The sequence below is a fragment of the Pseudomonas sp. LBUM1664 genome (genome assembly GCF_059695895.1).
Map to the genome: position 1 here is coordinate 1917735 of NZ_CP166791.1, position 22793 is coordinate 1940527.

18 protein-coding genes are annotated in these 22793 nt (G+C 59.4%); 10 read left to right on the forward strand and 8 right to left on the reverse strand.

All coding sequences use genetic code 11. From position 1 onward, the window contains the following. The first annotated feature begins 31 nt into the window (after positions 1 to 31). Positions 32 to 802: an iron-containing redox enzyme family protein gene (locus ACA047_RS09140; protein ID WP_497358587.1), complete on the forward strand. Its 771-nt coding sequence runs from the start codon at positions 32 to 34 to the stop codon at positions 800 to 802. Positions 803 to 1036: 234 nt separating this feature from the next. Here ACA047_RS09140 and ACA047_RS09145 read toward each other — a convergent pair whose 3' ends face one another. The 5 genes from ACA047_RS09145 to ACA047_RS09165 all read right to left on the reverse strand — a co-directional run bounded on the left by ACA047_RS09145 (position 1037) and on the right by ACA047_RS09165 (position 6026). Beyond that, entirely contained in the window at positions 1037 to 1963 is a 927-nt protein-coding gene (locus ACA047_RS09145) for a GGDEF domain-containing protein (RefSeq protein WP_497358589.1), read from the reverse strand. Positions 1964 to 2327: 364 nt separating this feature from the next. Further along, a complete protein-coding gene (locus ACA047_RS09150) occupies positions 2328 to 3068 on the reverse strand; it encodes a YciK family oxidoreductase (RefSeq protein ID WP_497358591.1) in 741 nt (246 codons plus the stop codon). Positions 3069 to 3258: 190 nt separating this feature from the next. Further along, the gene (gene mupP, locus ACA047_RS09155) at positions 3259 to 3930 is read right to left on the reverse strand and encodes an N-acetylmuramic acid 6-phosphate phosphatase MupP (protein ID WP_497358593.1); all 672 of its coding nucleotides are present in this window, start codon (positions 3928 to 3930) and stop codon (positions 3259 to 3261) included. Positions 3931 to 3934: 4 nt separating this feature from the next. Further along, positions 3935 to 4633 carry a bifunctional 2-polyprenyl-6-hydroxyphenol methylase/3-demethylubiquinol 3-O-methyltransferase UbiG gene (gene ubiG / locus ACA047_RS09160; protein WP_497358595.1) on the reverse strand — a complete coding sequence of 233 codons (699 nt, stop codon included), beginning with the start codon at positions 4631 to 4633 and terminating at the stop codon, positions 3935 to 3937. A 61-nt stretch (positions 4634 to 4694) separates the two neighbouring features. Next, the gene (locus tag ACA047_RS09165; RefSeq protein ID WP_497358597.1) at positions 4695 to 6026 is read right to left on the reverse strand and encodes a TRZ/ATZ family hydrolase; all 1332 of its coding nucleotides are present in this window, start codon (positions 6024 to 6026) and stop codon (positions 4695 to 4697) included. A 105-nt stretch (positions 6027 to 6131) separates the two neighbouring features. On the opposite strand from ACA047_RS09165, the gene mtnA reads away from it, so the two are divergent. From mtnA to ACA047_RS09210, 9 genes are all read left to right on the forward strand, one after another. Further along, positions 6132 to 7208 (forward strand): S-methyl-5-thioribose-1-phosphate isomerase, encoded by a 1077-nt coding sequence (gene mtnA, locus ACA047_RS09170; protein WP_497358599.1) that lies wholly within the window; start codon positions 6132 to 6134, stop codon positions 7206 to 7208. A gap of 446 nt (positions 7209 to 7654) precedes the next feature. Continuing rightward, complete coding sequence (gene gyrA / locus ACA047_RS09175; protein ID WP_497358601.1) at positions 7655 to 10318, forward strand: DNA gyrase subunit A; 2664 nt, start codon at positions 7655 to 7657, stop codon at positions 10316 to 10318. 193 nt (positions 10319 to 10511) lie between these two features. Next, entirely contained in the window at positions 10512 to 11597 is a 1086-nt protein-coding gene (gene serC / locus ACA047_RS09180; RefSeq protein ID WP_497358602.1) for a 3-phosphoserine/phosphohydroxythreonine transaminase, read from the forward strand. After that, positions 11597 to 12691 carry a prephenate dehydratase gene (pheA, locus tag ACA047_RS09185; protein WP_497358604.1) on the forward strand — a complete coding sequence of 365 codons (1095 nt, stop codon included), beginning with the start codon at positions 11597 to 11599 and terminating at the stop codon, positions 12689 to 12691. Before serC ends, pheA begins: the two co-directional genes overlap by 1 nt. Before the next feature lie 13 nt (positions 12692 to 12704). Then, entirely contained in the window at positions 12705 to 13817 is a 1113-nt protein-coding gene (gene hisC / locus ACA047_RS09190) for a histidinol-phosphate transaminase (RefSeq protein WP_497358606.1), read from the forward strand. Positions 13818 to 13845: 28 nt separating this feature from the next. Next, the gene (locus tag ACA047_RS09195) at positions 13846 to 16053 is read left to right on the forward strand and encodes a bifunctional prephenate dehydrogenase/3-phosphoshikimate 1-carboxyvinyltransferase (protein WP_497360277.1); all 2208 of its coding nucleotides are present in this window, start codon (positions 13846 to 13848) and stop codon (positions 16051 to 16053) included. Further along, positions 16050 to 16739, forward strand: a complete 690-nt coding sequence (gene cmk, locus ACA047_RS09200; protein ID WP_497358608.1) for a (d)CMP kinase — start codon at positions 16050 to 16052, stop codon at positions 16737 to 16739. Before ACA047_RS09195 ends, cmk begins: the two co-directional genes overlap by 4 nt. A gap of 120 nt (positions 16740 to 16859) precedes the next feature. Further along, positions 16860 to 18557, forward strand: coding sequence for a 30S ribosomal protein S1 (gene rpsA, locus ACA047_RS09205; RefSeq protein WP_497358610.1), 1698 nt, complete (start codon positions 16860 to 16862; stop codon positions 18555 to 18557). A 230-nt stretch (positions 18558 to 18787) separates the two neighbouring features. Continuing rightward, positions 18788 to 19066, forward strand: coding sequence for a hypothetical protein (locus ACA047_RS09210; RefSeq protein WP_497358612.1), 279 nt, complete (start codon positions 18788 to 18790; stop codon positions 19064 to 19066). 104 nt (positions 19067 to 19170) lie between these two features. On the opposite strand, the gene ACA047_RS09215 is transcribed toward ACA047_RS09210, so the two are convergent. Genes ACA047_RS09215 through ACA047_RS09225 form a run of 3 tightly spaced genes read right to left on the reverse strand, consistent with a single transcriptional unit; the run spans position 19171 to position 22790 of the window. Next, positions 19171 to 20184, reverse strand: a complete 1014-nt coding sequence (locus ACA047_RS09215) for an NAD-dependent epimerase (RefSeq protein ID WP_497358614.1) — start codon at positions 20182 to 20184, stop codon at positions 19171 to 19173. Next, positions 20181 to 21545, reverse strand: coding sequence for a UDP-glucose dehydrogenase family protein (locus ACA047_RS09220; protein ID WP_497358616.1), 1365 nt, complete (start codon positions 21543 to 21545; stop codon positions 20181 to 20183). The genes ACA047_RS09215 and ACA047_RS09220 overlap by 4 nt, the downstream gene beginning before the upstream one ends. A 57-nt stretch (positions 21546 to 21602) precedes the next feature. Next, positions 21603 to 22790 (reverse strand): glycosyltransferase, encoded by a 1188-nt coding sequence (locus ACA047_RS09225; RefSeq protein WP_497358618.1) that lies wholly within the window; start codon positions 22788 to 22790, stop codon positions 21603 to 21605. Positions 22791 to 22793 lie beyond the last annotated feature (3 nt).

The window sequence follows — 22793 nt, forward strand, 5'->3', positions numbered from 1 at the left end:
GATCGACACATTCAACCGAACAGGCCCGCTCATGGACGCTCAAAGCTATCCGCAATGGGCACAACAGCTCATTACCGATTGCAGCGAGAGCAAACGCCGGGTTGTCGAACATGAGCTGTATCAACGAATGCGTGACAACAAGCTCAGCGCCAAAACCATGCGCCACTACCTCATCGGTGGTTGGCCGGTCGTTGAACAGTTCGCCTTATACATGGGGCAAAACCTCACCAAGACCCGCTTTGCCCGCCATCCCGGTGAGGACATGGCGCGTCGCTGGCTGATGCGCAACATTCGTGTAGAACTCAATCATGCCGATTACTGGGTGAACTGGAGCGCCGCCCATGGCGTGACTCTGGAAGATCTGCAAGCGCAGCATGTGCCGCCCGAGCTCCATGCATTGAGCCACTGGTGCTGGCACACCAGCTCGTCGGACTCGCTGATCGTGGCAATCGCGGCGACCAACTATGCCATCGAGGGGGCGACCGGGGAGTGGTCGGCGTTGGTGTGTTCCAGCGGCGTCTACGCGGCAGCTTTTGCCGAGGAAGACCGCAAACGGGCCATGAAATGGCTGAAGATGCACGCCCAGTACGACGATGCCCACCCTTGGGAAGCCTTGGAAATCATCTGTACCCTGGCGGGCATGAATCCGAGCAAGGCCCTGCAAGCGGAGCTGCGTCAGGCCGTGTGCAAGAGCTACGACTACATGTACCTGTTCCTGGAACGCTGCATGCAACTGGAACATTCGGAGTCTGTCGAGAAATCTTCATCTGCCCGTGAGCGCTTGGCGCTGGCCGAAAGCTGATTTCTGCTGCTACACATAGCCAACAATGTGGGAGCCAGTCTGCCCGCGAAGAGGTCTGGACAGTCAACGCAGAGGTTGACTGCCAGATCATCATCGCGAGTGGGCTCGCTCTCACTTTTTTGTTGGCTTCGATATTCATACCCCCCACCAACCCCCTGTGGGAGCGAGCCTGCTCGCGATAGCGGTGGTTCAGCTTGTGAAGATGTTGAATGTGCTGCGCTCGCTTGGTTTGTTTCAACCCGCCATCGCCAGCCGATTTCGTCCTTCGCGCTTGGCCACGTACAGCGCGCTGTCGGCCCGACGCAGCAGGCTTTCAGCTGATTCGCCCGGCAGCAATGTTGCGCAACCCAAGCTCACCGTCAGTTCAATCCTTGCGCCTTCGGCAAAATAATCCTGCACCTGAGCGGCATAGCGCAGTCGTTCACCGATCATGGCCGCGGCGTCCCGGCTGGTGTTGGAGAGCAGGATCAGAAACTCTTCTCCGCCGAACCTGAACACCATGTCCACATTGCGCAGTTGACTCTTGATCGACTCGGCAACGGCTTTGAGCACCTCGTCGCCGACACCGTGCCCATGGTTGTCGTTGATGTGCTTGAAATGATCGATGTCGAGCATCAGGAGCGACAATGGATGCAAATGACGCCTGGCCATGTCGATTTCGCGCACCAGGGTCTGGTCCATGGCGATGCGGTTACCGGTGCCGGTCAGCGGGTCGCGCAGGGCGCTCTGTGTAGCGGCACGGTAGAGCAGGGCATTGCGCAGCGGGTACAACAGCGTCGAGAGTAGCGACTCGAGGTCGCTCTGTTCCGACTCGGCGAAGCGTTGATTGCGACGGAATACCACTTCGCCCAAGTGTTCGCCGTCATGGCTGAGGGTGTAGCTGAGGATGTGATGCCCACGCTGCCCGAACTCCAGACGCAGATCGCTGGGTTTGTGCTGATAAGCCAACGCATCCAGGGGCACCAGTCGCTGAACTTCCCGGAAAAACAGACCCAGGATTCGTTGCGGCTCCAGGCTGGTCTGCAATTGTTGGCCCAGGTGCTGACGCAATTGCGAAAGGTTGACGGACCGCACCACGAGCGGCATCGCCTGGCCGAAGCCCAGGCGCTGCAGTTTGGCGCTGTCGAAGTCAATCGCGTTCATCTGGGTGGGCGTTTTCATATGGCGTGAGCCCCTAAGCTAAATCTGTCCTGACAGGCTGGGTGAGGCGGCTTTAGGCTGCGCGTCGTACTGTTCCTTCAGTCCCGTAGGACATCTGATTTGAGTTTAGTCCGCTTCCCTGTCAGGCGTAAATCTCGTCCCAGCGTCCCGTTCCCGCCGAACATGGCGTGTTTGAGGGTATTTAGAGCGAAAGTCGTGCCATTCAGTTCATTAGAATAAAAACAGGTTAGGAATCAATGAATTGACAGTAAATTGTGAGTGTCCTGTGGTCTTTTTGGGCGACATGGGCTTGGCGGTTTGTCTGGTTGGGCGCCGCAGAAGGCGGCGTCGCGACGGTAAATCGTCGCGGCGTGGGGCAGCGCAATTATTGTGCGTTGAAGGCTTGGCCGTTGATGCCGGTGCTGTCCGGCCCCATGAGGTACAGGTAGACCGGCATGATTTCTTCAGGCGTCGGATTGTTGAGCGGGTTTTCCCCCGGATAGGCCTGGGCGCGCATGCTGGTGCGGGTCGCGCCGGGGTTGATGCTGTTGGCACGTACCGGTGCGACGGTGTCGACTTCGTCGGCCAGCGTCTGCATCAGCCCCTCGGTGGCGAACTTGGACACGCCGTAAGCGCCCCAGTAGGCCCGGCCCTTGCGCCCGACGCTGCTGGAGGTGAACACCACGCTCGCATCCTTGGACAGCTTGAGCAGCGGCAGCAAGGTGCTGGTGAGCATGAACATGGCGTTGACGTTTACTTGCATCACCCGCATGAAATTCTCGCCGGACAACTGTTCCAGCGGCGTGCGTGGGCCGATGATCGAGGCGTTGTGCAGCAGCCCGTCCAGATGACCGAATTCGGTTTCGATCATGGCCGCCAGCTCATCGTATTGATGGGGCAGGGCGGTTTCGAGGTTGAACGGAATCACCGCCGGCTGGGGATGGCCAGCCGCTTCGATCTCGTCATAGACCTGTGTCAGGTTGGCTTCGGTCTTGCCTAGCAGCAACACGGTTGCACCATGGGCGGCGTAGGCTTTGGCCGCAGCGGCACCAATCCCGCGACCGGCGCCGGTGATCAGAATGACCCGGCCGTTGAGCAGGTCGGGACGGGCGGAATAATCAAACATAAAAAACCTCAACAATTAAAGCAGCACAGTACCTGTGGCACAGGGCTGTCATGGCAAGTGAGCTTTTTGTGGCGAGGGAGCTTGCTCCCGCTGGATCGCGAAGCGGTCCCTGAGTCAGCAGGCGACGGCTTCGCCGCCGAGCGGGAGCAAGCTCCCTCGCCACAAGAGCGTTAGCGCCGATTCGGTCAGCTCAGCAACCGCATAACGCGTTATCCAGCACTTTGCGCAGCTCCGAGGGATGATCGATGACCACATCCGCACCCCAATGCCTGGGGTTGTCGTCCGGGTGGATGTAGCCGTAGGTCACCGCGCAGGTCTTGGTGCCGGCGCTGCGACCAGACGCGATGTCTCGCAGGTCGTCTCCCACGAACAGTACGCTGGCCGGGTCCAGGTCGAGCATCTTGCATGCCAGGGTCAGCGGCTCCGGGTCCGGCTTGCTGTTTTTCACATGGTCAGGGCAGATCAGCACCTTCGAACGCTCGGCCAGGCCCAACTGCTGCATGATCGGCTCGGCGAAGCGCAGCGGTTTGTTGGTGACCACGCCCCAGATCAGGTTGGCCGCCTCAATGTCGGCCAGCACTTGGGCCATGCCGTCGAACAGGTGGCTGTGGACCGCGCAACCCTTGAGGTAGCGGTCGAGGAACTCCAGGCGCAGTTCCTCGAAGCCCGGTGATTCCGGGTCCATGGAAAAGGTTACCGCGACCATTGCCCGGGCTCCGCCGGAAATCTCGTCGCGAATGTGCTGTGTGTTCATCGGTGGCAAGCCACGGTCAGCGCGCATGGCCTGGCAGATGGCGATGAAGTCCGGCGCGGTGTCGAGCAGCGTGCCGTCCATGTCGAATAGAATCGCCTTGAGACGCATCGACTTACTCCTCGCGCAGGGTCTGGATCATGTAGTTGACGTCAACGTCGGCGGCCAGCTTGTAGTGCTTGGTCAGCGGGTTGTAGGTCAGGCCGATGATGTCCTTGACGGTCAGCCCGGCCATGCGGCTCCAGGCGCCCAGCTCCGAAGGCCGGATGAATTTCTTGAAGTCATGGGTGCCGCGCGGCAGCAGCTTCATGATGTATTCGGCGCCGATGATGGCGAACAGGTACGCCTTGGGGTTGCGGTTGATGGTGGAGAAGAACACCTGGCCGCCAGGCTTGACCATGTGGAAGCAGGCGCGGATGACCGATGACGGATCCGGCACGTGTTCGAGCATTTCCAGGCAAGTGACCACGTCGAATTGCTCAGGCATTTCCTCGGCCAGGGCTTCGGCGGTGATCTGCCGGTATTCCACGCTGACGCCGGATTCCAATTGATGCAGTTGCGCAACCGCCAGCGGCGCCTCGCCCATGTCGATGCCCATCACCGTCGCGCCGCGCTGCGCCATGGCTTCGCTGAGGATGCCGCCGCCACAGCCGACGTCGAGCACCTTCTTGCCGGCCAGGTTGACCCGTTCGTCAATCCAGTTGACCCGCAGCGGGTTGATGTCATGCAGCGGTTTGAATTCGCTTTCACGGTCCCACCAGCGATGGGCCAGGGCTTCGAATTTGGCGATTTCGGCGTGGTCGACGTTGCTCATGTGCAGATCCTCGAAAAACTTGAAAAATCGTGTACCCCGAGCCGTGGCTCCAGGGGTGTGGTTATTCGTTGTGGCCGCTGATGCGGCGACCCCAGGCCTGGGCTGTGGTGGTCAGGTGCGACTCGTCCAGGCGGGTCAGCCGGCCATCTTCCAGCAACGGCTTGCCGGCCACCCACAGGTGCTTCACGCAATCGCGGCCCGTGGCGTAGATCAGTTGCGACACTGGGTCGTAGACCGGCTGCTGCGCCAGGCCCGACAGGTCAAAGGCCACCAGGTCGGCGGCCTTGCCGACTTCCAGCGAGCCGATCGTCGCTTCGATGCCCAGCGCGCGGGCGCCATTGAGCGTGGCCATGCGCAACGCACGGTGAGCGTCCAGGGCCGTGGCCGAACCGGCGACGGCCTTGGCCAGCAGCGCGGCGGTGCGGGTTTCACCGAGCAGGTCTAGGTCGTTGTTGCTCGCCGCGCCATCGGTGCCGATCGCCACATTGACCCCAGCCTGCCACAAGCGCTCTACCGGGCAGAAACCGCTGGCCAGCTTCAGATTCGATTCCGGGCAATGGATCACGCTGCAATTGCTTTCTACCAGCAAAGCCTGGTCTTCATCGCTGACTTGGGTCATGTGCACGGCCTGAAAGCGCGGCCCCAGAAGACCCAGCCGCCCCAATCGGGCCATTGGCCGCTCACCGGTGTTATCCACAGCCTGCTGCACTTCGAAGGCGGTTTCGTGAACATGCATATGAATGGCGGCGTCGAGCTCCTCGGCGATCACACGGATTTTCTCCAGGTTCTCGTCGCCCACGGTGTAGGGCGCATGCGGGCCGAATGCAACTTTGATCCGTGGATGGTGCTTGAGGTCGCCAAACAATTCGATGCCCTGACGAATGGCTTCGTCAGCACTGGCGGCACCGGGGATCGGGAAATCCAGGATTGGAATGGCGATTTGCGCGCGAATGCCGCTGTTATGGACGCGTTCGCTGGCAACCTTGGGGTAGAAATACATGTCAGAGAAACACGTGATGCCGCCCTTGATCTGCTCGGCGATCGCCAGGTCGGTGCCGTCGCGTACGAAATCTTCATCGACCCACTTGGCTTCGGCCGGCCAGATGTGTTGCTCGAGCCAGGTCATCAAGGGCAGATCGTCGGCCAGGCCACGGAACAGCGTCATTGCCGCATGGCCGTGGGCGTTGACCAGGCCTGGGCTGAGCAGCATGCCCGGCAATTCGCGGACCTGGGTGGCGTCACACTTCAGGGCTTCTGCCCGCGGGCCGATGAAGACGATGCAACCGTCGCGAATGCCCAGGCCATGATCCTTGAGCACCACGCCGGCGGGTTCGACAGGCACCAACCAGGTCGGCAGCAATAATAAGTCGAGCGCAACGGCAGGCTTGGGCATCGTGGAACGGTTCCATGGGTTATAAGGGATGGCGAAGTATACCCGAGCGTCTTCGCGGAGGGATCGCTATAATCGGCGGCTTTGTTCATGAGTGCGGGGTGTGGGATGCGCGATCGACTGTTGGCTGCGGAGAAAGTGAAAGCCATCGATTGGCGGGATGGCGCCCTGTATCTGCTGGATCAGCGTATTTTGCCGTTCGAGGAAAACTGGATCGCCTACACCAGTGCCGCTGGTGTGGCCGAGGCTATTCGCTCGATGGTGGTACGTGGCGCACCGGCCATCGGCATCAGTGCGGCCTATGGCGTGGTGCTGGCAGCGCGGGCGAGGGTGGCCGAGGGCGGTGACTGGCAAGCGGCCCTGGAAGCCGATTTTGCTTTATTGGCCGATTCCCGGCCGACAGCGGTGAACCTGTTCTGGGCGCTGGACAGGATGCGCGACCGGCTGGGGCGTTTGAAAGAACATGCCGAGCCGCTGGCTGTCCTTGAGGCTGAAGCTGTCGCAATCCATGAAAGCGACCGAGAGGCCAACCTGACCATGGCCCAGCTCGGCGTCGACCTGATCCGCAAGCATCAGGGCAACGCCCAGGCTATCCTGACCCACTGCAATACCGGCGCCCTGGCCACCGGCGGCTTCGGTACGGCCCTGGGGGTGATCCGCGGTGCGTTCCTCGAAGGCATGGTCGAACGGGTTTATGCCGATGAAACCCGTCCGTGGCTGCAGGGGTCGCGCCTGACCGCGTGGGAGCTGGCCAACGAAGGCATTCCGGTAACCCTCAACGCCGATTCCGCCGCGGCCCACATCATGAAAACCAAGGGTGTGACCTGGGTGATCGTGGGTGCCGACCGCATCACTGCCAATGGCGACGTGGCGAATAAGATCGGCACCTATCAACTGGCGGTCTGCGCCATGCACCACGGCGTACGCTTCATGGTGGTGGCGCCGAGTTCGACCATCGACATGAGCCTGGCCAGCGGTGACGACATCCCGATTGAAGAGCGCGACGGACGCGAGCTGCTGGAAGTTGGCGGCAAACGGGTCGGAGCGGATGTAGACGCCTTCAACCCGGTGTTCGACGTCACTCCGGCGGACCTGATCGACGTCATCGTCACGGAAAAGGGCATCGTCGAGCGCCCGGATACCGCGAAGCTGGCGCAGTTGATGTGCCGCAAGCGGTTGCATTGAGACAGTTGTCGTCAGATATATCGCTATCGCGAGCAGGCTCGCTCCCACATTGGATCGGTGTTGTGTCCTAAATCTCAGGCATACAAAAATCCCCTGTGGGTGCGAGCCTGCTCGCGATTAGGTCCGAAAAGTCAACAAAGACCTTGCATTTTCCACCCAATTCTTCATTCGCAGCGCCTCTGAGCCCCTCTGGTCCAATATCAGCCTGTCACCGGTCAACTAACTACGCACCATGCGCATCAGGGGGATAGGTGCGTGGCGGCTCTTGTGATAACATCCGGCGGTTTCCAAGGCCGCCTCGCGAGGTGGCCTTTACTGCGCAGATCCAAGGCATAACTCGTTGATTTGTCGTAAGTCGCTGCACGGCATTTGTTCTGCAGCGGCGAGCTTCGTTCGTCCCATCTGGATGTGACGAGGTTTCACCAGAAAAAGGAATCAGGCTTCTCATGGGCGAACTGGCCAAAGAAATCCTCCCGGTCAATATCGAAGACGAGCTGAAACAGTCCTACCTCGACTACGCAATGAGCGTAATCGTCGGGCGGGCGCTGCCGGATGCGCGCGATGGCTTGAAGCCCGTGCACCGGCGCGTGCTGTTCGCGATGAGCGAGCTGGGCAACGACTTCAACAAGCCGTACAAGAAATCCGCCCGTGTCGTCGGCGACGTGATCGGTAAGTATCACCCCCACGGTGACACCGCCGTGTACGACACCATTGTGCGGATGGCGCAGCCATTCTCCCTGCGCTACCTGCTGGTAGATGGCCAGGGCAACTTCGGTTCGGTGGACGGCGACAACGCCGCGGCCATGCGATACACCGAAGTGCGCATGACCAAGCTGGCCCACGAACTGCTGGCCGACTTGCATAAAGAAACCGTGGATTGGGTGCCGAACTACGACGGCACCGAAATGATCCCGGCGGTCATGCCGACCCGTATCCCGAACCTGCTGGTCAACGGCTCCAGCGGTATCGCCGTGGGCATGGCGACCAACATCCCGCCGCACAACCTCGGTGAAGTCATCGACGGTTGCCTGGCCCTCATCGACAATCCCGAGCTGACCGTCGATGAGCTGATGCAGTACATCCCGGGCCCGGACTTCCCGACTGCCGCGATCATCAACGGTCGCGCCGGTATCATCGAAGCCTACCGCACTGGCCGTGGCCGTATTTATATGCGCGCCCGTTCGACCATCGAAGACATCGACAAGGTCGGTGGCCGCCAGCAGATCGTCATCACCGAACTTCCGTACCAGCTGAACAAGGCCCGTCTGATCGAGAAGATCGCCGAGCTGGTCAAGGAGAAGAAGCTCGAAGGCATCACCGAGCTGCGGGACGAGTCCGACAAGGACGGCATGCGCGTCGTGATCGAGCTGCGCCGTGGCGAAGTGCCCGAGGTGATCCTCAACAACCTCTACGCCCAGACCCAGTTGCAAGCGGTGTTCGGCATCAACATCGTGGCGCTGATCGACGGTCGTCCGCGGATCCTGAACCTCAAGGACCTGCTGGAAGCCTTCGTGCGTCACCGTCGCGAAGTGGTTACCCGTCGCACCGTATTCGAGCTGCGCAAGGCGCGCGAGCGTGGCCACATCCTTGAAGGTCAGGCCGTTGCCCTGTCGAACATCGACCCGGTCATCGCCCTGATCAAGGCCTCGCCAACGCCGTCGGAAGCCAAGGAAGCGCTGATCAGCACGCCTTGGGAATCCACCGCGGTGGTGGCGATGGTCGAACGTGCCGGCGCCGACTCGTGCCGTCCGGAAAACCTCGACCCGCAATACGGCCTGCGCGAGGGCAAGTACTTCCTGTCCCCGGAACAGGCGCAAGCCATCCTGGAACTGCGTCTGCACCGTCTGACCGGCCTGGAACACGAGAAGCTGCTGGCCGAGTACCAGGAGATCCTCAACCAGATCGGCGAGCTGATCCGCATCCTCAACAGCGCCACGCGCCTGATGGAAGTGATCCGCGAAGAACTGGAAGTCATCCGTGCCGAATACGGCGACGTGCGCCGTACCGAGATCCTCGACGCACGCCTGGACCTGACCCTGGGTGACATGATCCCGGAAGAAGAGCGCGTGGTGACCATTTCCCACGGCGGCTACGCCAAGACCCAGCCGCTGGCGGCCTACCAGGCGCAGCGTCGCGGCGGCAAAGGCAAGTCGGCTACAGGCGTCAAGGACGAGGACTACATCGCTCACCTGCTGGTCGCCAACAGTCACACCACGCTGTTGCTGTTCTCCAGCAAAGGCAAGGTGTACTGGCTCAAGACCTATGAAATCCCCGAAGCGTCCCGTGCCGCCCGCGGTCGTCCGCTGGTCAACCTGCTGCCGCTGGACGATGGTGAATACATCACCACCATGCTGCCGGTGGAGGAATACACCGAAGGTCACTACATCTTCATGGCGACTGCCAATGGCACCGTGAAGAAGACCCCGCTGGAATCCTTCAGTCGTCAGCGCAGCGTCGGCCTGATTGCCCTGGAACTGGACGAAGGCGACGTGCTGATTTCGGCCGCCATCACCGATGGCGAGCGTGAAGTCATGCTGTTCTCCGACGGCGGCAAGGTCACCCGCTTCAAGGAATCCGACGTTCGCGCCATGGGCCGTACCGCCCGCGGTGTGCGCGGCATGCGTCTGCCGGAAGGCCAGAAGCTGATTTCCATGCTGATCCCCGAAGAAGGCAGCCAGATCCTCACCGCTTCGGCGCGTGGTTATGGCAAGCGCACGGCCATCAGCGAGTTCCCTGAGTACAAGCGTGGCGGCCAGGGCGTGATCGCCATGGTCAGCAACGACCGTAACGGTCGTCTGGTTGGCGCTGTCCAGGTGCTCGATGGCGAAGAGATCATGCTGATCTCCGACCAGGGCACCCTGGTACGTACGCGGGTCGACGAAGTGTCGAGCCTGGGCCGTAACACCCAGGGTGTGACCCTGATCAAACTGGCCAGCGACGAAACGCTGGTGGGGCTTGAGCGGGTCCAGGAGCCATCGGAAGTCGAAGGCGAGGAGCTGGAAGGTGAGGAAGGCGAGGCGTTCGACGGCACCCTCGGTGCTGATGTCGACGACATGACCGGCGACCAACCGCTTGACGCCGCCGCAGACGAAGAAGAACCGCAGGACTAAGCGGACACGCAGGGGGCGGATGAAGATTCGCCCCCTTGTTGTTTGTCCCTTTTGAAATTTCGTATCAAATTGCAGCTTTGTGAGAGCAAGGCTTGTGTGGGAGCAAGCCTTGCTCCCACACCCTAGGTCCACAGTGCGCACCACCTGATACCGTATTAATTGCGTGAACCCCCAGATCAGAGCGAGATTGGATGTGAGCAAGAGAGCCTATAACTTCTGTGCCGGCCCGGCGGCGCTTCCTGAAGCGGTCCTGAAGCGTGCCCAAGGTGAACTTCTCGACTGGCATGGCAAGGGCCTGTCCGTCATGGAAATGAGCCATCGCAGCGATGAGTTCGTGTCCATTGCCACCAAGGCCGAGCAGGACCTGCGTGATCTGCTGAACATTCCGTCCAATTACAAGGTGCTGTTCCTGCAGGGCGGCGCCAGCCAGCAATTCGCCCAGATCCCGCTGAACCTGCTGCCGGAAAGCGGCAAGGCCGATTACATCGACACCGGCATCTGGTCGCAGAAAGCCATCGAAGAAGCCTCGCGTTATGGCCACGTCAACGTTGCCGCCACCGCCAAGCCCTACGATTATTTTGCCATTCCCGGCCAGAACGAATGGAGCCTGTCCAAGGACGCGGCCTACGTTCACTACGCGCCGAACGAAACCATCGGCGGCCTGGAATTCAACTGGATCCCGGAAACCGGCGACGTGCCATTGGTGGCCGACATGTCCTCGGACATCCTCTCGCGCCCGGTGGATATCTCCCGTTTCGGCATGATCTACGCCGGCGCCCAGAAGAACATCGGCCCGAGCGGCATCCTGGTCAACATCATTCGTGAAGACTTGCTGGGTCGCGCCCGTTCCCTGTGCCCGACCATGCTCAACTACAAGGTCGCGGCCGACAACGGCTCGATGTACAACACCCCGCCGACCCTGGCCTGGTACCTGTCTGGCCTCGTGTTCGAATGGCTCAAGGAGCAGGGCGGTGTCGAAGCCATTGGCAAGCTCAATGACGTGAAGCAGCGCACGCTCTATGACTTCATCGACGCCAGCGGCCTTTACAGCAACCCGATCAACAAGTCCGACCGTTCGTGGATGAACGTGCCGTTCCGCCTGGCCGACGACCGTCTCGACAAGCCATTCCTGGCCGGTGCCGACGAGCGTGGGCTGCTGAACCTCAAGGGGCACCGTTCGGTAGGCGGCATGCGTGCTTCCATCTACAACGCCGTCGACATCAACGCGGTCAACGCGCTGATTTCCTACATGGCAGAGTTCGAGAAGGAACATGGCTGATGGCTGAGCAAGAACTCAAGGCACTGCGCCTGCGCATCGACGCCCTGGACGAAAAGGTCCTGGAACTGATCAGTGAGCGTGCGCGCTGCGCTCAGGAAGTGGCACGGGTGAAAATGTCCTCCCTGGCCGAAGGCGAAGTGCCGGTGTTCTATCGCCCTGAGCGTGAGGCGCAGGTACTCAAGCGTGTCATGGAACGCAACAAGGGGCCGCTGGGCAATGAAGAGATGGCGCGGCTGTTCCGCGAAATCATGTCTTCATGCCTGGCCCTCGAGCAGCCGCTGAAAGTCGCCTACCTGGGGCCGGAAGGTACCTTCACCCAGGCCGCCGCCATGAAGCATTTTGGCCATGCCGTGATCAGCAAGCCGATGGCGGCCATCGACGAAGTTTTCCGCGAAGTGGTGGCCGGCGCGGTGAATTTTGGCGTGGTGCCGGTGGAAAACTCCACCGAAGGCGCGGTCAACCACACGTTGGACAGTTTCCTTGAGCATGACATGGTGATCTGCGGTGAAGTCGAGCTGCGTATCCACCATCACTTGCTGGTGGGCGAGAGCACCAAGACCGACAGCATCAGCCGGATCTATTCCCATGCCCAGTCCCTGGCCCAGTGCCGTAAGTGGCTGGATGCGCATTACCCGAATGTCGAGCGCGTGGCGGTGTCGAGCAACGCCGAAGCGGCCAAGCGGGTCAAGGGTGAGTGGAACTCGGCGGCGATTGCTGGTGACATGGCGGCCGGCCTCTACGGGCTGACTCGCCTGGCCGAGAAAATCGAAGATCGCCCGGACAACTCCACGCGGTTCCTGATCATCGGCAGCCAGGAAGCACCGCCGACCGGCGACGACAAGACCTCGATCATCGTCTCCATGAGCAACAAGCCCGGTGCGCTCCATGAGCTGCTGGTGCCGTTCCACGATAACGGTATCGATCTGACACGGATCGAGACCCGTCCGTCGCGCAGCGGTAAATGGACCTACGTGTTCTTCATCGATTTCGTCGGCCACCACCGCGATCCGTTGGTAAAAGGTGTGCTGGAGAAAATCAGTCAGGAAGCAGTGGCACTCAAGGTGCTGGGTTCCTACCCCAAAGCAGTTCTTTAAGGGCGGATAGCAAATGAGTGGCAACTTCCTCGCTCTGGCACAGCCGGGCGTGCAACAACTCTCGCCTTACGTTCCGGGCAAGCCCGTGGACGAACTGGCCCGTGAGCTGGACCTGGACCCGGCCAGCATCGTCAAGCTGGCGAGCAATGAAAACCCGCTGGGTGCGAGCCCCAAGGCGCTGGCGGCGATTCGTGATGAGTTGGCAGAGCTGACCCGTTATCCCGACGGCAACGGTTTTGCGCTCAAGAGCTTGCTGGCCGAGCGCTGTGGCGTCGAGCTGAGCCAGGTCACCCTGGGCAACGGCTCCAACGACATTCTCGAGTTGGTGGCGCGTGCCTACCTGGCGCCGGGCCTCAACGCCGTGTTCAGCGAACACGCGTTTGCGGTCTACCCGATCGCCACTCAGGCCGTCGGAGCCGACGCCCGTGTGGTCCCGGCCAAGGACTGGGGGCACGATCTACCGGCCATGTTGGCCGCCATCGACGCCAACACCCGCGTGGTCTTTATCGCCAACCCGAACAACCCGACCGGCACCTGGTTCGGCGCCCAGGCGCTGGACGACTTCCTGCAGGACGTGCCTGCGCACGTGCTGGTGGTGCTGGACGAGGCGTACATCGAGTACGCCGAAGGCAGCGACTTGCCCGATGGCCTGGACTTCCTCGCAGCCTATCCAAACCTGCTGGTTTCGCGCACCTTCTCCAAGGCCTATGGCCTGGCGTCGCTGCGGGTCGGTTACGGCTTGTCCAGCGCCGTGGTGGCCGATGTGCTGAACCGCGTGCGTCAGCCGTTCAATGTCAACAGCTTCGCCCTGGCCGCCGCCTGCGCCGCGTTGCAGGATGACGCCTACCTGGCTGAAAGTCGTCGCTTGAACGAGGCCGGCATGCAGCAGCTGGAAGCCGGGTTCCGTGAGTTGGGCCTGGGCTGGATCCCGTCGAAAGGCAATTTCATCTGCGTCGACATCGGGCGTGTCGCGGCGCCGGTGTTCCAGGGCTTGCTGCGCGAAGGCATGATCGTGCGTCCAGTGGCTAATTACGGCATGCCGAACCACCTGCGCATCACCATTGGTCTGCCATCGGAAAACAGCCGTTTCCTGGAGGCGTTGAGCAAGGTTCTGGCTCGTGGTTGATGTCACTTCGCTGCAACCTGCCGCGCCTATGATCGGTCGCCTGGTGGTGGTCGGCCTGGGACTGATCGGTGGTTCGTTTGCCAAGGGCCTGCGCGAAAGCGGTCTGTGTCGTGAGGTGGTTGGCATCGATCTGGATCCGCAGTCGCGCAAGCTGGCGGTGGAGCTGGGCGTGGTGGATCGCTGCGAAGATGACCTGGCTATCGCTTGCCAGGGCGCGGACGTGATCCAACTGGCGGTGCCGATCCTGGCCATGGAAAAACTGCTGGCGCGCCTGGCGACCATGAACTTGGGGCAAGCGATTCTCACGGATGTCGGCAGTGCCAAGGGCAATGTCGTGCGCGCGGCCGTCCAGGCTTTTGGTGGAATGCCGGCGCGCTTTGTGCCCGGTCATCCGATTGCCGGCTCCGAGCAGAGCGGGGTGGAAGCCTCCAACGCCGAACTGTTTCGTCGCCACAAAGTGATATTGACGCCGCTGGAGCAGACCGACCCCGCTGCGCTGGCGGTGGTGGACCGTCTGTGGCGCGAACTGGGCGCCGATGTCGAGCACATGCAGGTCGAGCGTCACGATGAAGTATTGGCCGCCACCAGCCATTTGCCACACCTGTTGGCGTTCGGCTTGGTGGATTCATTGGCCAAACGCAATGAAAATCTTGAGATCTTCCGTTACGCTGCCGGCGGTTTCCGCGATTTCACGAGAATCGCCGGTAGCGACCCGGTCATGTGGCACGACATCTTCCTCGCCAACCGCGAAGCTGTCCTGCGCACACTCGATACATTTCGCAGCGACCTCGACGCCTTGCGCGACGCGGTCGATGCAGGGGACGGGCACCAATTGCTGGGCGTTTTCACGCGCGCCAGGGTTGCCCGCGAGCATTTCAGTAAAATCCTGGCCCGTCGGGCCTATGTGGACGCTATGAACTCCAACGATCTGATTTTCCTGGCACAACCTGGTGGCTCCCTGAGTGGGCGTATTCGTGTACCGGGCGATAAATCGATTTCCCACCGCTCGATCATGCTCGGCTCTTTGGCCGAAGGCGTGACCGAGGTGGAAGGTTTCCTTGAGGGCGAAGACGCCCTGGCGACGCTGCAAGCGTTTCGCGACATGGGGGTGGTCATCGAAGGCCCGCACCACGGTCGCGTGACCATCCATGGCGTCGGCCTGCACGGCCTCAAACCCGCCCCGGGCCCGATCTACCTGGGCAACTCCGGCACCTCGATGCGCCTGTTGTCCGGCCTGCTGGCCGCCCAAGACTTCGACAGCACCCTGACCGGTGACGCGTCGCTGTCCAAGCGCCCGATGAATCGCGTGGCCACCCCGCTGCGGGAAATGGGCGCGGTCATCGAGACCGCCGCCGACGGTCGCCCGCCGATGGTCATTCGCGGTGGTAACAAGCTCAAGGGCCTGACTTACACCATGCCAATGGCCAGCGCCCAGGTGAAATCCTGCCTGCTGCTGGCCGGCCTCTATGCCGAAGGCAAGACCACTGTCACCGAGCCGGCCCCGACCCGTGACCACACCGAGCGCATGCTGCGCGGCTTCGGCTACCCGGTCACGGTCAATGGCGCGACGGCCGCCGTCGAGTCCGGCAGTAAATTGACCGCGACCCACATCGAAGTGCCGGGTGATATCTCATCCTCGGCGTTCTTCCTGGTGGCCGCGTCGATCGCCGAAGGCTCCGACCTGGTGCTCGAGCATGTCGGCATCAACCCGACCCGTACCGGCGTGATCGACATCCTGCGTCTGATGGGCGCTGATATCACCTTGGAAAACCAGCGTGAAGTGGGCGGCGAGCCGGTGGCAGACCTGCGCGTACGAGCGGCTAAGCTCAAGGGTATCGACATTCCCGAGGCGCTGGTTCCGCTGGCCATCGACGAGTTCCCGGTGCTGTTCGTGGCCGCTGCATGTGCAGAGGGACGCACCGTGTTGACTGGCGCCGAAGAGCTGCGGGTCAAGGAGTCGGACCGCATCCAGGTGATGGCGGACGGCCTGTTGGCGCTGGGCGTCAAATGCCAGCCGACGCCGGACGGCATCATCATCGACGGCGGCCAGATCGGCGGCGGTGAAGTCCATGGCCACGGTGACCACCGCATCGCCATGGCCTTCAGTGTTGCGTCTTTGCGCGCCAGTGCGCCGATTCGCATCCATGATTGCGCCAACGTCGCGACGTCGTTCCCGAACTTCCTCGCGCTGTGCGCGCAGGTCGGTATTCGAGTAGCACAAGAGGCACAGTCGTGAACATCAAGGCACCGGTCATCACCATCGATGGCCCGAGCGGCTCGGGCAAGGGCACCGTCGCCGGGATTCTGGCCAAGCAACTGGGCTGGAACCTGCTTGATTCCGGCGCCTTGTATCGTTTGCTGGCGTTCGCCGCCGCCAATCATGGCGTCGATCTGACCAACGAAGAGCTGCTCAAGGCGCTGGCCGCGCACTTGGACGTACAATTCATTGCGGCGACCGACGGTCAGCTGCAGCGCATCATTCTCGAAGGTGACGAAGTCAGCGATGTCATCCGCACCGAAAGTGTTGGCGCCGGGGCTTCCCAGGTTGCCGCGCTGCCAGCGGTGCGCGAGGCGTTGCTCCAGCGTCAGCGGGCATTTCAGGAGCCGCCGGGGCTGGTGGCCGATGGTCGCGACATGGGCACGGTGGTGTTTCCCGATGCGCCACTGAAGATCTTTCTCACCGCCAGCGCGGAGGAGCGGGCTCGCCGCCGATATTTGCAGTTGAAGGGCAAAGGCGAGGATGTTAGTCTGTCGAGTCTGCTAGATGAGATCCGTACACGCGATGAGCGTGATACCCAGCGCGCAGTAGCCCCGCTCAAGCCGGCGGCTGACGCGATACAGCTGGATTCCACGGAGTTGTCCATCGATCAGGTGTTGCAACGCATCATGAGCGAGATCGCCATTCGCGATATCGCCGGGTGACCAGGAAGCTGCGCAGGGGACCAGTCATAGTCCTGCGGCGCTTCTTTTATATGAAACTAACCCACACCGTCTGGGGTGTGGAGGCGGGCGTATTCTTCGCCCTAATCAACAGGAATTAAAATGAGCGAAAGCTTTGCGGAACTCTTTGAAGAAAGCCTGAAAACCCTGAACCTTCAGGCAGGCTCCATCATCACCGGTGTTATCGTTGATATCGATTACCAAGCTCGTTGGGTAACCGTTCACGCTGGTCTGAAGTCTGAAGCACTCATCCCGCTTGAGCAGTTCTACAACGACGCTGGCGAACTGAACATCAACGTCGGTGACGAAGTTCACGTTGCGCTGGACTCGGTTGAAGATGGCTTTGGTGAAACCAAGCTGTCCCGTGAAAAAGCCAAGCGCGCTGAATGCTGGATCGTTCTGGAAGCGGCTTTCGCAGCTGAGGAAGTGGTCAAGGGCGTTATCAACGGTAAGGTTAAAGGCGGCTTCACTGTCGACGTTAACGGCATCCGTGCGTTCCTGCCAGGTTCCCTGGTTGACGTCCGTCCAGTGCGCGACACCACGCACCTGGAAGGCAAAGAGCTGGAATTCAAGGTCATCAAGCTGGACCAGAAGCGCAACAACGTTGTCGTTTCCCGTCGCAGTGTCCTGGAAGCCGAGAACTCCGCCGAGCGTGAAGCTCTGCTGGAATCGCTGCAGGAAGGCCAACAGGTCAAAGGTATCGTCAAGAACCTCACCGATTACGGCGCATTCGTCGATCTGGGTGGCGTCGATGGCCTGCTGCACATCACCGACATGGCCTGGAAGCGTATCAAGCATCCTTCGGAAATCGTCAACGTTGGCGACGAGATCGATGTCAAGGTTCTGAAGTACGATCGCGAGCGCAATCGTGTTTCCCTGGGCCTCAAGCAACTGGGCGAAGATCCATGGGTTGCTATCAAAGCCCGTTACCCAGAAAGCACCCGCGTCACCGCTCGTGTTACCAACCTCACCGACTACGGCTGCTTCGCTGAGCTGGAAGAAGGCGTTGAAGGCCTGGTACACGTTTCCGAAATGGACTGGACCAACAAAAACATCCACCCTTCGAAAGTCGTACAAGTCGGCGACGAAGTGGAAGTTATGGTTCTGGACATCGACGAAGAGCGTCGTCGTATCTCCCTGGGCATCAAGCAGTGCAAATCTAACCCATGGGAAGATTTCTCTGGCCAGTTCAACAAGGGCGATAAAATCTCCGGCACCATCAAGTCGATCACCGATTTCGGTATCTTCATTGGTCTGGACGGCGGCATCGACGGCCTGGTTCACCTGTCCGACATCTCCTGGAACGAAGTGGGCGAAGAAGCCGTACGCCGTTTCAAGAAGGGCGACGAGCTGGACACCGTTATCCTGTCGGTTGACCCAGAGCGCGAGCGCATCTCCCTGGGTATCAAGCAACTGGAAAGCGATCCGTTCTCCGAGTACGTTCAAGAGAACGACAAAGGCGCAATCGTTAAGGGCATCGTGAAAGAAGTTGACGCTAAAGGCGCCATCATCACTCTGGCCGACGATATCGAAGCGACTCTGAAAGCCTCCGAAATCAGCCGTGACCGCGTTGAAGACGCGCGCAACGTTCTGAAAGAAGGCGAAGAAGTAGAAGCCAAGATCATCAGCGTTGACCGCAAGAGCCGCGTAATCCAGCTCTCGATCAAGTCGAAAGACGTTGAAGACGAGAAAGAAGCTATCCAGAGCCTGCGCGACAAGCCAGCTGCTTCGGATAACATCGCTGCTGGTCCTACCACTCTGGGCGACCTGTTGCGTGCACAAATGGAAAAACAGAACTAAGTTCTGTCAGACCATAGAAAAAGGGCGACTTCGGTCGCCCTTTTTTGTGCCTGCGATTTACTGCGTTTCCCTCCCTCAGTGGGCGGAGCTATCGACGGCAGCACGTATTCGCTGTGAAACCATAGCTTAACCAAACTGTCTTCTTTGTTAAGCAGATCGATTGCCTATTTAAAGGGTAGGCTTGGGCTTGAAGTAAGTTATCGGCCGCACCTCTTGCCTAAAGGATATGAATGAACAGACTTTTCCTTGTATTGGCCTTGCTGGCACTGGCGGGTTGTACCACAAGCGCCAAGACCCACGCAGTGCGTGGCGTCAGCGGCATCGAGATCGACTGCTCAGGGTTGGGTTCAGGCTGGGAGAAGTGTCGCAAGCGGGCTGTGAGAGAGTGCAAGGGGGCGGGCTACAAGGTGATTACCCGATCCGACGACGCGAAAGATGAAGACCAATACCCTTTCGGGTTTAATCCGGCGGGTTATCTGACCCGTACGATGTTGGTCATGTGTCGATAGCGGGGGATATTTGCGCTGCCTGTGTCCAGTCCTGAACAGGTTGTAAACCTATCCCGGGACTGGACGTTGCAACTGATGGGGCGGCAGGGGAGTCCCCGAGCTCCTCAGTCCGTGATGTTGTAGAAGTCCTTGTACCAACTCACGAACTGATGAATACCGCTTTCTATTGACGTGCTGGGGGCGTAGCCGGTATCAGCCTTCAGCTGGTCGACATCCGCGTAAGTATCTTCAACGTCCCCTGGCTGCAACGGCAATAGCTCCTTGTGAGTGGTTTTGCCCAGGGCATCTTCGATATGACTGATGTAGGTGAGCAATTCGACAGGTTGGCTATTCCCAATGTTGTAGATCTTCCATGGGGCTCGACTGGATGCAGGATCAGGCGTCAGTCCCGACCATTGGGTATTGGGCGCTGCAACCTGGTCGAGAACCTGCACTACGCCTTCGACAATGTCGTCGATATACGTAAAGTCGCGACGGTGTTTTCCGTAGTTGAAAATCTTTAACGGTTTGCCCTCAAGAATTGCCCTGACAAACAGGAACGGGGACATGTCCGGTCTTCCCCAAGGTCCGTATACCGTGAAAAAGCGCAACCCCGTGGTCGGCAATCCATAGAGATGACTATAGGAATGGGCCATCAGCTCATTGGCTTTTTTGGTCGCGGCGTAAAGCGATACGGGATGATCGACGTTGTCGTGTACGGAGAACGGCATACTCTCGTTTGCTCCATAGACAGAGCTGGACGAGGCATAGACCAGATGCTTGATTTGGCCATGGCGACAGCCTTCAAGCACATTCAAAAAGCCTACAAGGTTACTGTCGGCATACGCGTGGGGATTTTCCAGCGAATAGCGAACGCCTGCTTGTGCAGCAAGATGGACGACCTTGTCGAAACCTTCTTCGGCAAAAAGAGCCGCCATCGCATTACGGTCGCCAATATCCATGCGTATGAAGCGAAAGGCCTGGTGCGGAGTCAGCAGAGCGAGTCGGGCTTCTTTGAGGGAGACTTCATAGTAGTCATTCAAATTATCGATGCCGACCACTTCATCGCCGCGGGCAAGCAGCGACTGACTGACATGGAAGCCGATAAACCCGGCTGCGCCCGTCACGAGTACCTTCACAGCAGAGTTCCTTCCTTTTGCGGCACCGGCATGAGCGCGTCACCGCGACCTATGGCGTAATACATGAACCCGGCTTCTTTGGCGGCGGCCGGATCGAACAAGTTACGTCCGTCGATCAGCACCGGAAAATTAAGGCAGGTCTTGAGCCATTTGAAGTTCACGGTACGGAACTGCTTCCATTCCGTACAGATTACCAGCGCATCGGCGCCTTCCAGCGCCTGCTCACGATTGCTCACCAGTTTGAGGTCGCTGCGCTCACCGTAAATGCGGGATGTTTCATCCATTGCGGCAGGATCGAACGCCTGAACTTTGCCGCCCGCCGCCCAGATGGCTTCAATCAGATTGCGGCTTGGGGCTGCGCGCATATCATCCGTATTGGGTTTGAAGGAAAGCCCCCAAACTGCAATGGTTTTGTTGGCCAAGTCATGGTCGAAAGCATTGGAGAGCTTTTGGAACAGTACATTCTTTTGCCGGTTGTTCACCGATTCCACGGCGTTGAGCAATTCGGCTTCATAGCCGATTTCCTGCGCAGTGCGAGCCAGTGCCTGAACGTCTTTGGGAAAGCACGAGCCGCCATAACCGCAACCCGGGTAGATGAACTGGAAACCGATTCGCGGATCTGAACCGATACCCAGCCTGACGTCTTCAATATCTGCTCCTAAACGCTCTGCCATTTGCGCGATTTCGTTCATGAAACTGATCTTTGTCGCGAGCATCGCATTGGCTGCGTATTTGGTCAGTTCGGCGGAACGCACGTCCATGAAAATCAATTTGTCGCGATTACGACTGTACGGGACGTAACATTCGCGCATGACCGTCCTGACCTCTTCGGAGTCGGTGCCGACGATGATGCGCGCAGCTTTGGAGAAGTCTTCGATTGCAGAACCTTCTTTAAGGAACTCCGGGTTGGAGCACACAGCGAACTCAAGCTCAACCTGCCTGGCTTGCAGGGTTTGCTTGATCGCCTGCGTTACCTTATCGGCGGTTCCCACCGGAACGGTCGATTTGTTGACGATGATCTTGCGATTGCTCATGTGCTGGCCGATGGTACGGGCAACGGCCAGGACGTGTTGCAGATCTGCCGAGCCATCCTCGTTGGGTGGTGTTCCCACAGCAATGATCTGCAAATCACTGAAGTCGACGCCTTCGTACGAGTTCGTCGTAAAGTGCAATCGCCCCTGCTGCTGGTTCTGCTCGATCAGTGCGTCTAGCCCTGGCTCATAAATCGGGACAATACCGCGCTTCAGGCCTTCGATTTTGGCGTTGTCGATATCGACGCACATCACTTCATGGCCGGCATCCGCAAGACAGGCGCCGGTGACAAGGCCGACATAACCGGTGCCGAAAATTGTAACTCTCATAATTTACGATCCTGATAAATATGGGGAGCCACTATCGAGAGGCTTTCTTAAAAAGGTTTATTGCATGCCAAGGCGAAATTTGATGCGGTTGACGAGCTTGGTGGCGAGTAAGCGTATCCCGCCTTCGGCATAGACGGTAGAGGTACGCACCCAGAGTGACTCAAATTTAAGAAAGCGGGTGATGACGTAGGATCTCAGCTTGTTGATCCTGAACGGTTTGATCCTGGTGCGCTTCATGTGCCGCTGCACCTGAGTGAAATGCTCGGACCAGATCGTCGCCACTCGTTCGACACTGTGTTTCTTGAAGACGTCTTCATGGGCATTGGCCGCAATTTTGTCTCGCAACACCTGATCGGAAATCAGCCGACTGATGGCTGAAAACCATGCCTCAGGCGTGTGTTTGGTCAGCAACCCGGTTTCGCCGTCGATGATTGAACGCCGATACGGCGGCATATCCGAATAAATTCCGGCGATTCCACAGGCGGAATATTCACGGTATTTGTTGTTTGTTTTGCAGCGGTTCGAATAGTTGTCGATCAAGGGCGCCAGGCCGATCGACCACTGTCGTTCCTGTTTGAAGTGGATGAAACCTTCGTAATCCGTGTTGTGCGGGAAGCTGCGGATGCGGCTATTCGGTGCAACGTCTGTCAGCGTTGCACCGATGAACTCGAAAACCACCTGCGGATAGGCATCAAGAATGGGTTGAATGACCGGTTTGATGATATCCAGATCGTGGACCCTGGAAGGGCTCCCTGCAAAACCTATGCGCAGCTCTCCATGGGCGTTGGCCTGCACGGGCTTCAACAGTGAGAACTCGAAAAATGACGGCAGTACTTCGATTTTTTCATTGAACTGATAAAGGAATTCCGCCAACAAGTCAGAGTTGGTCAACACCCGGTAAGCCCCGGAAACGGCGGCTTCCAGGGTGTGACGGATGAGCGGATGCTGGTAATACCGGGCAATGGGTGAGTCGCCTTCGATTTTCCAGAAATTATCGTCAATGTAATAGATGTACGGGTGATGGGCGTTGTGCAGCCTGTCAATCCAAAGCCGCAGGGACGGATCACCGCTGCGCACAAAAAGCGGAATAGTAGTCTTGCGAATATCCGAAGGTGTCAGCGCGGAGAGAAATATTTTACGGTAAACAATCCCGTAAGGCTGGCAGGCAGACAGCATATGCTCAATCAAATGAGTCGTGGCTATCTCCCCTTCAATGACCAACAGGATGTCTATTTGCGGCTTCAAGCT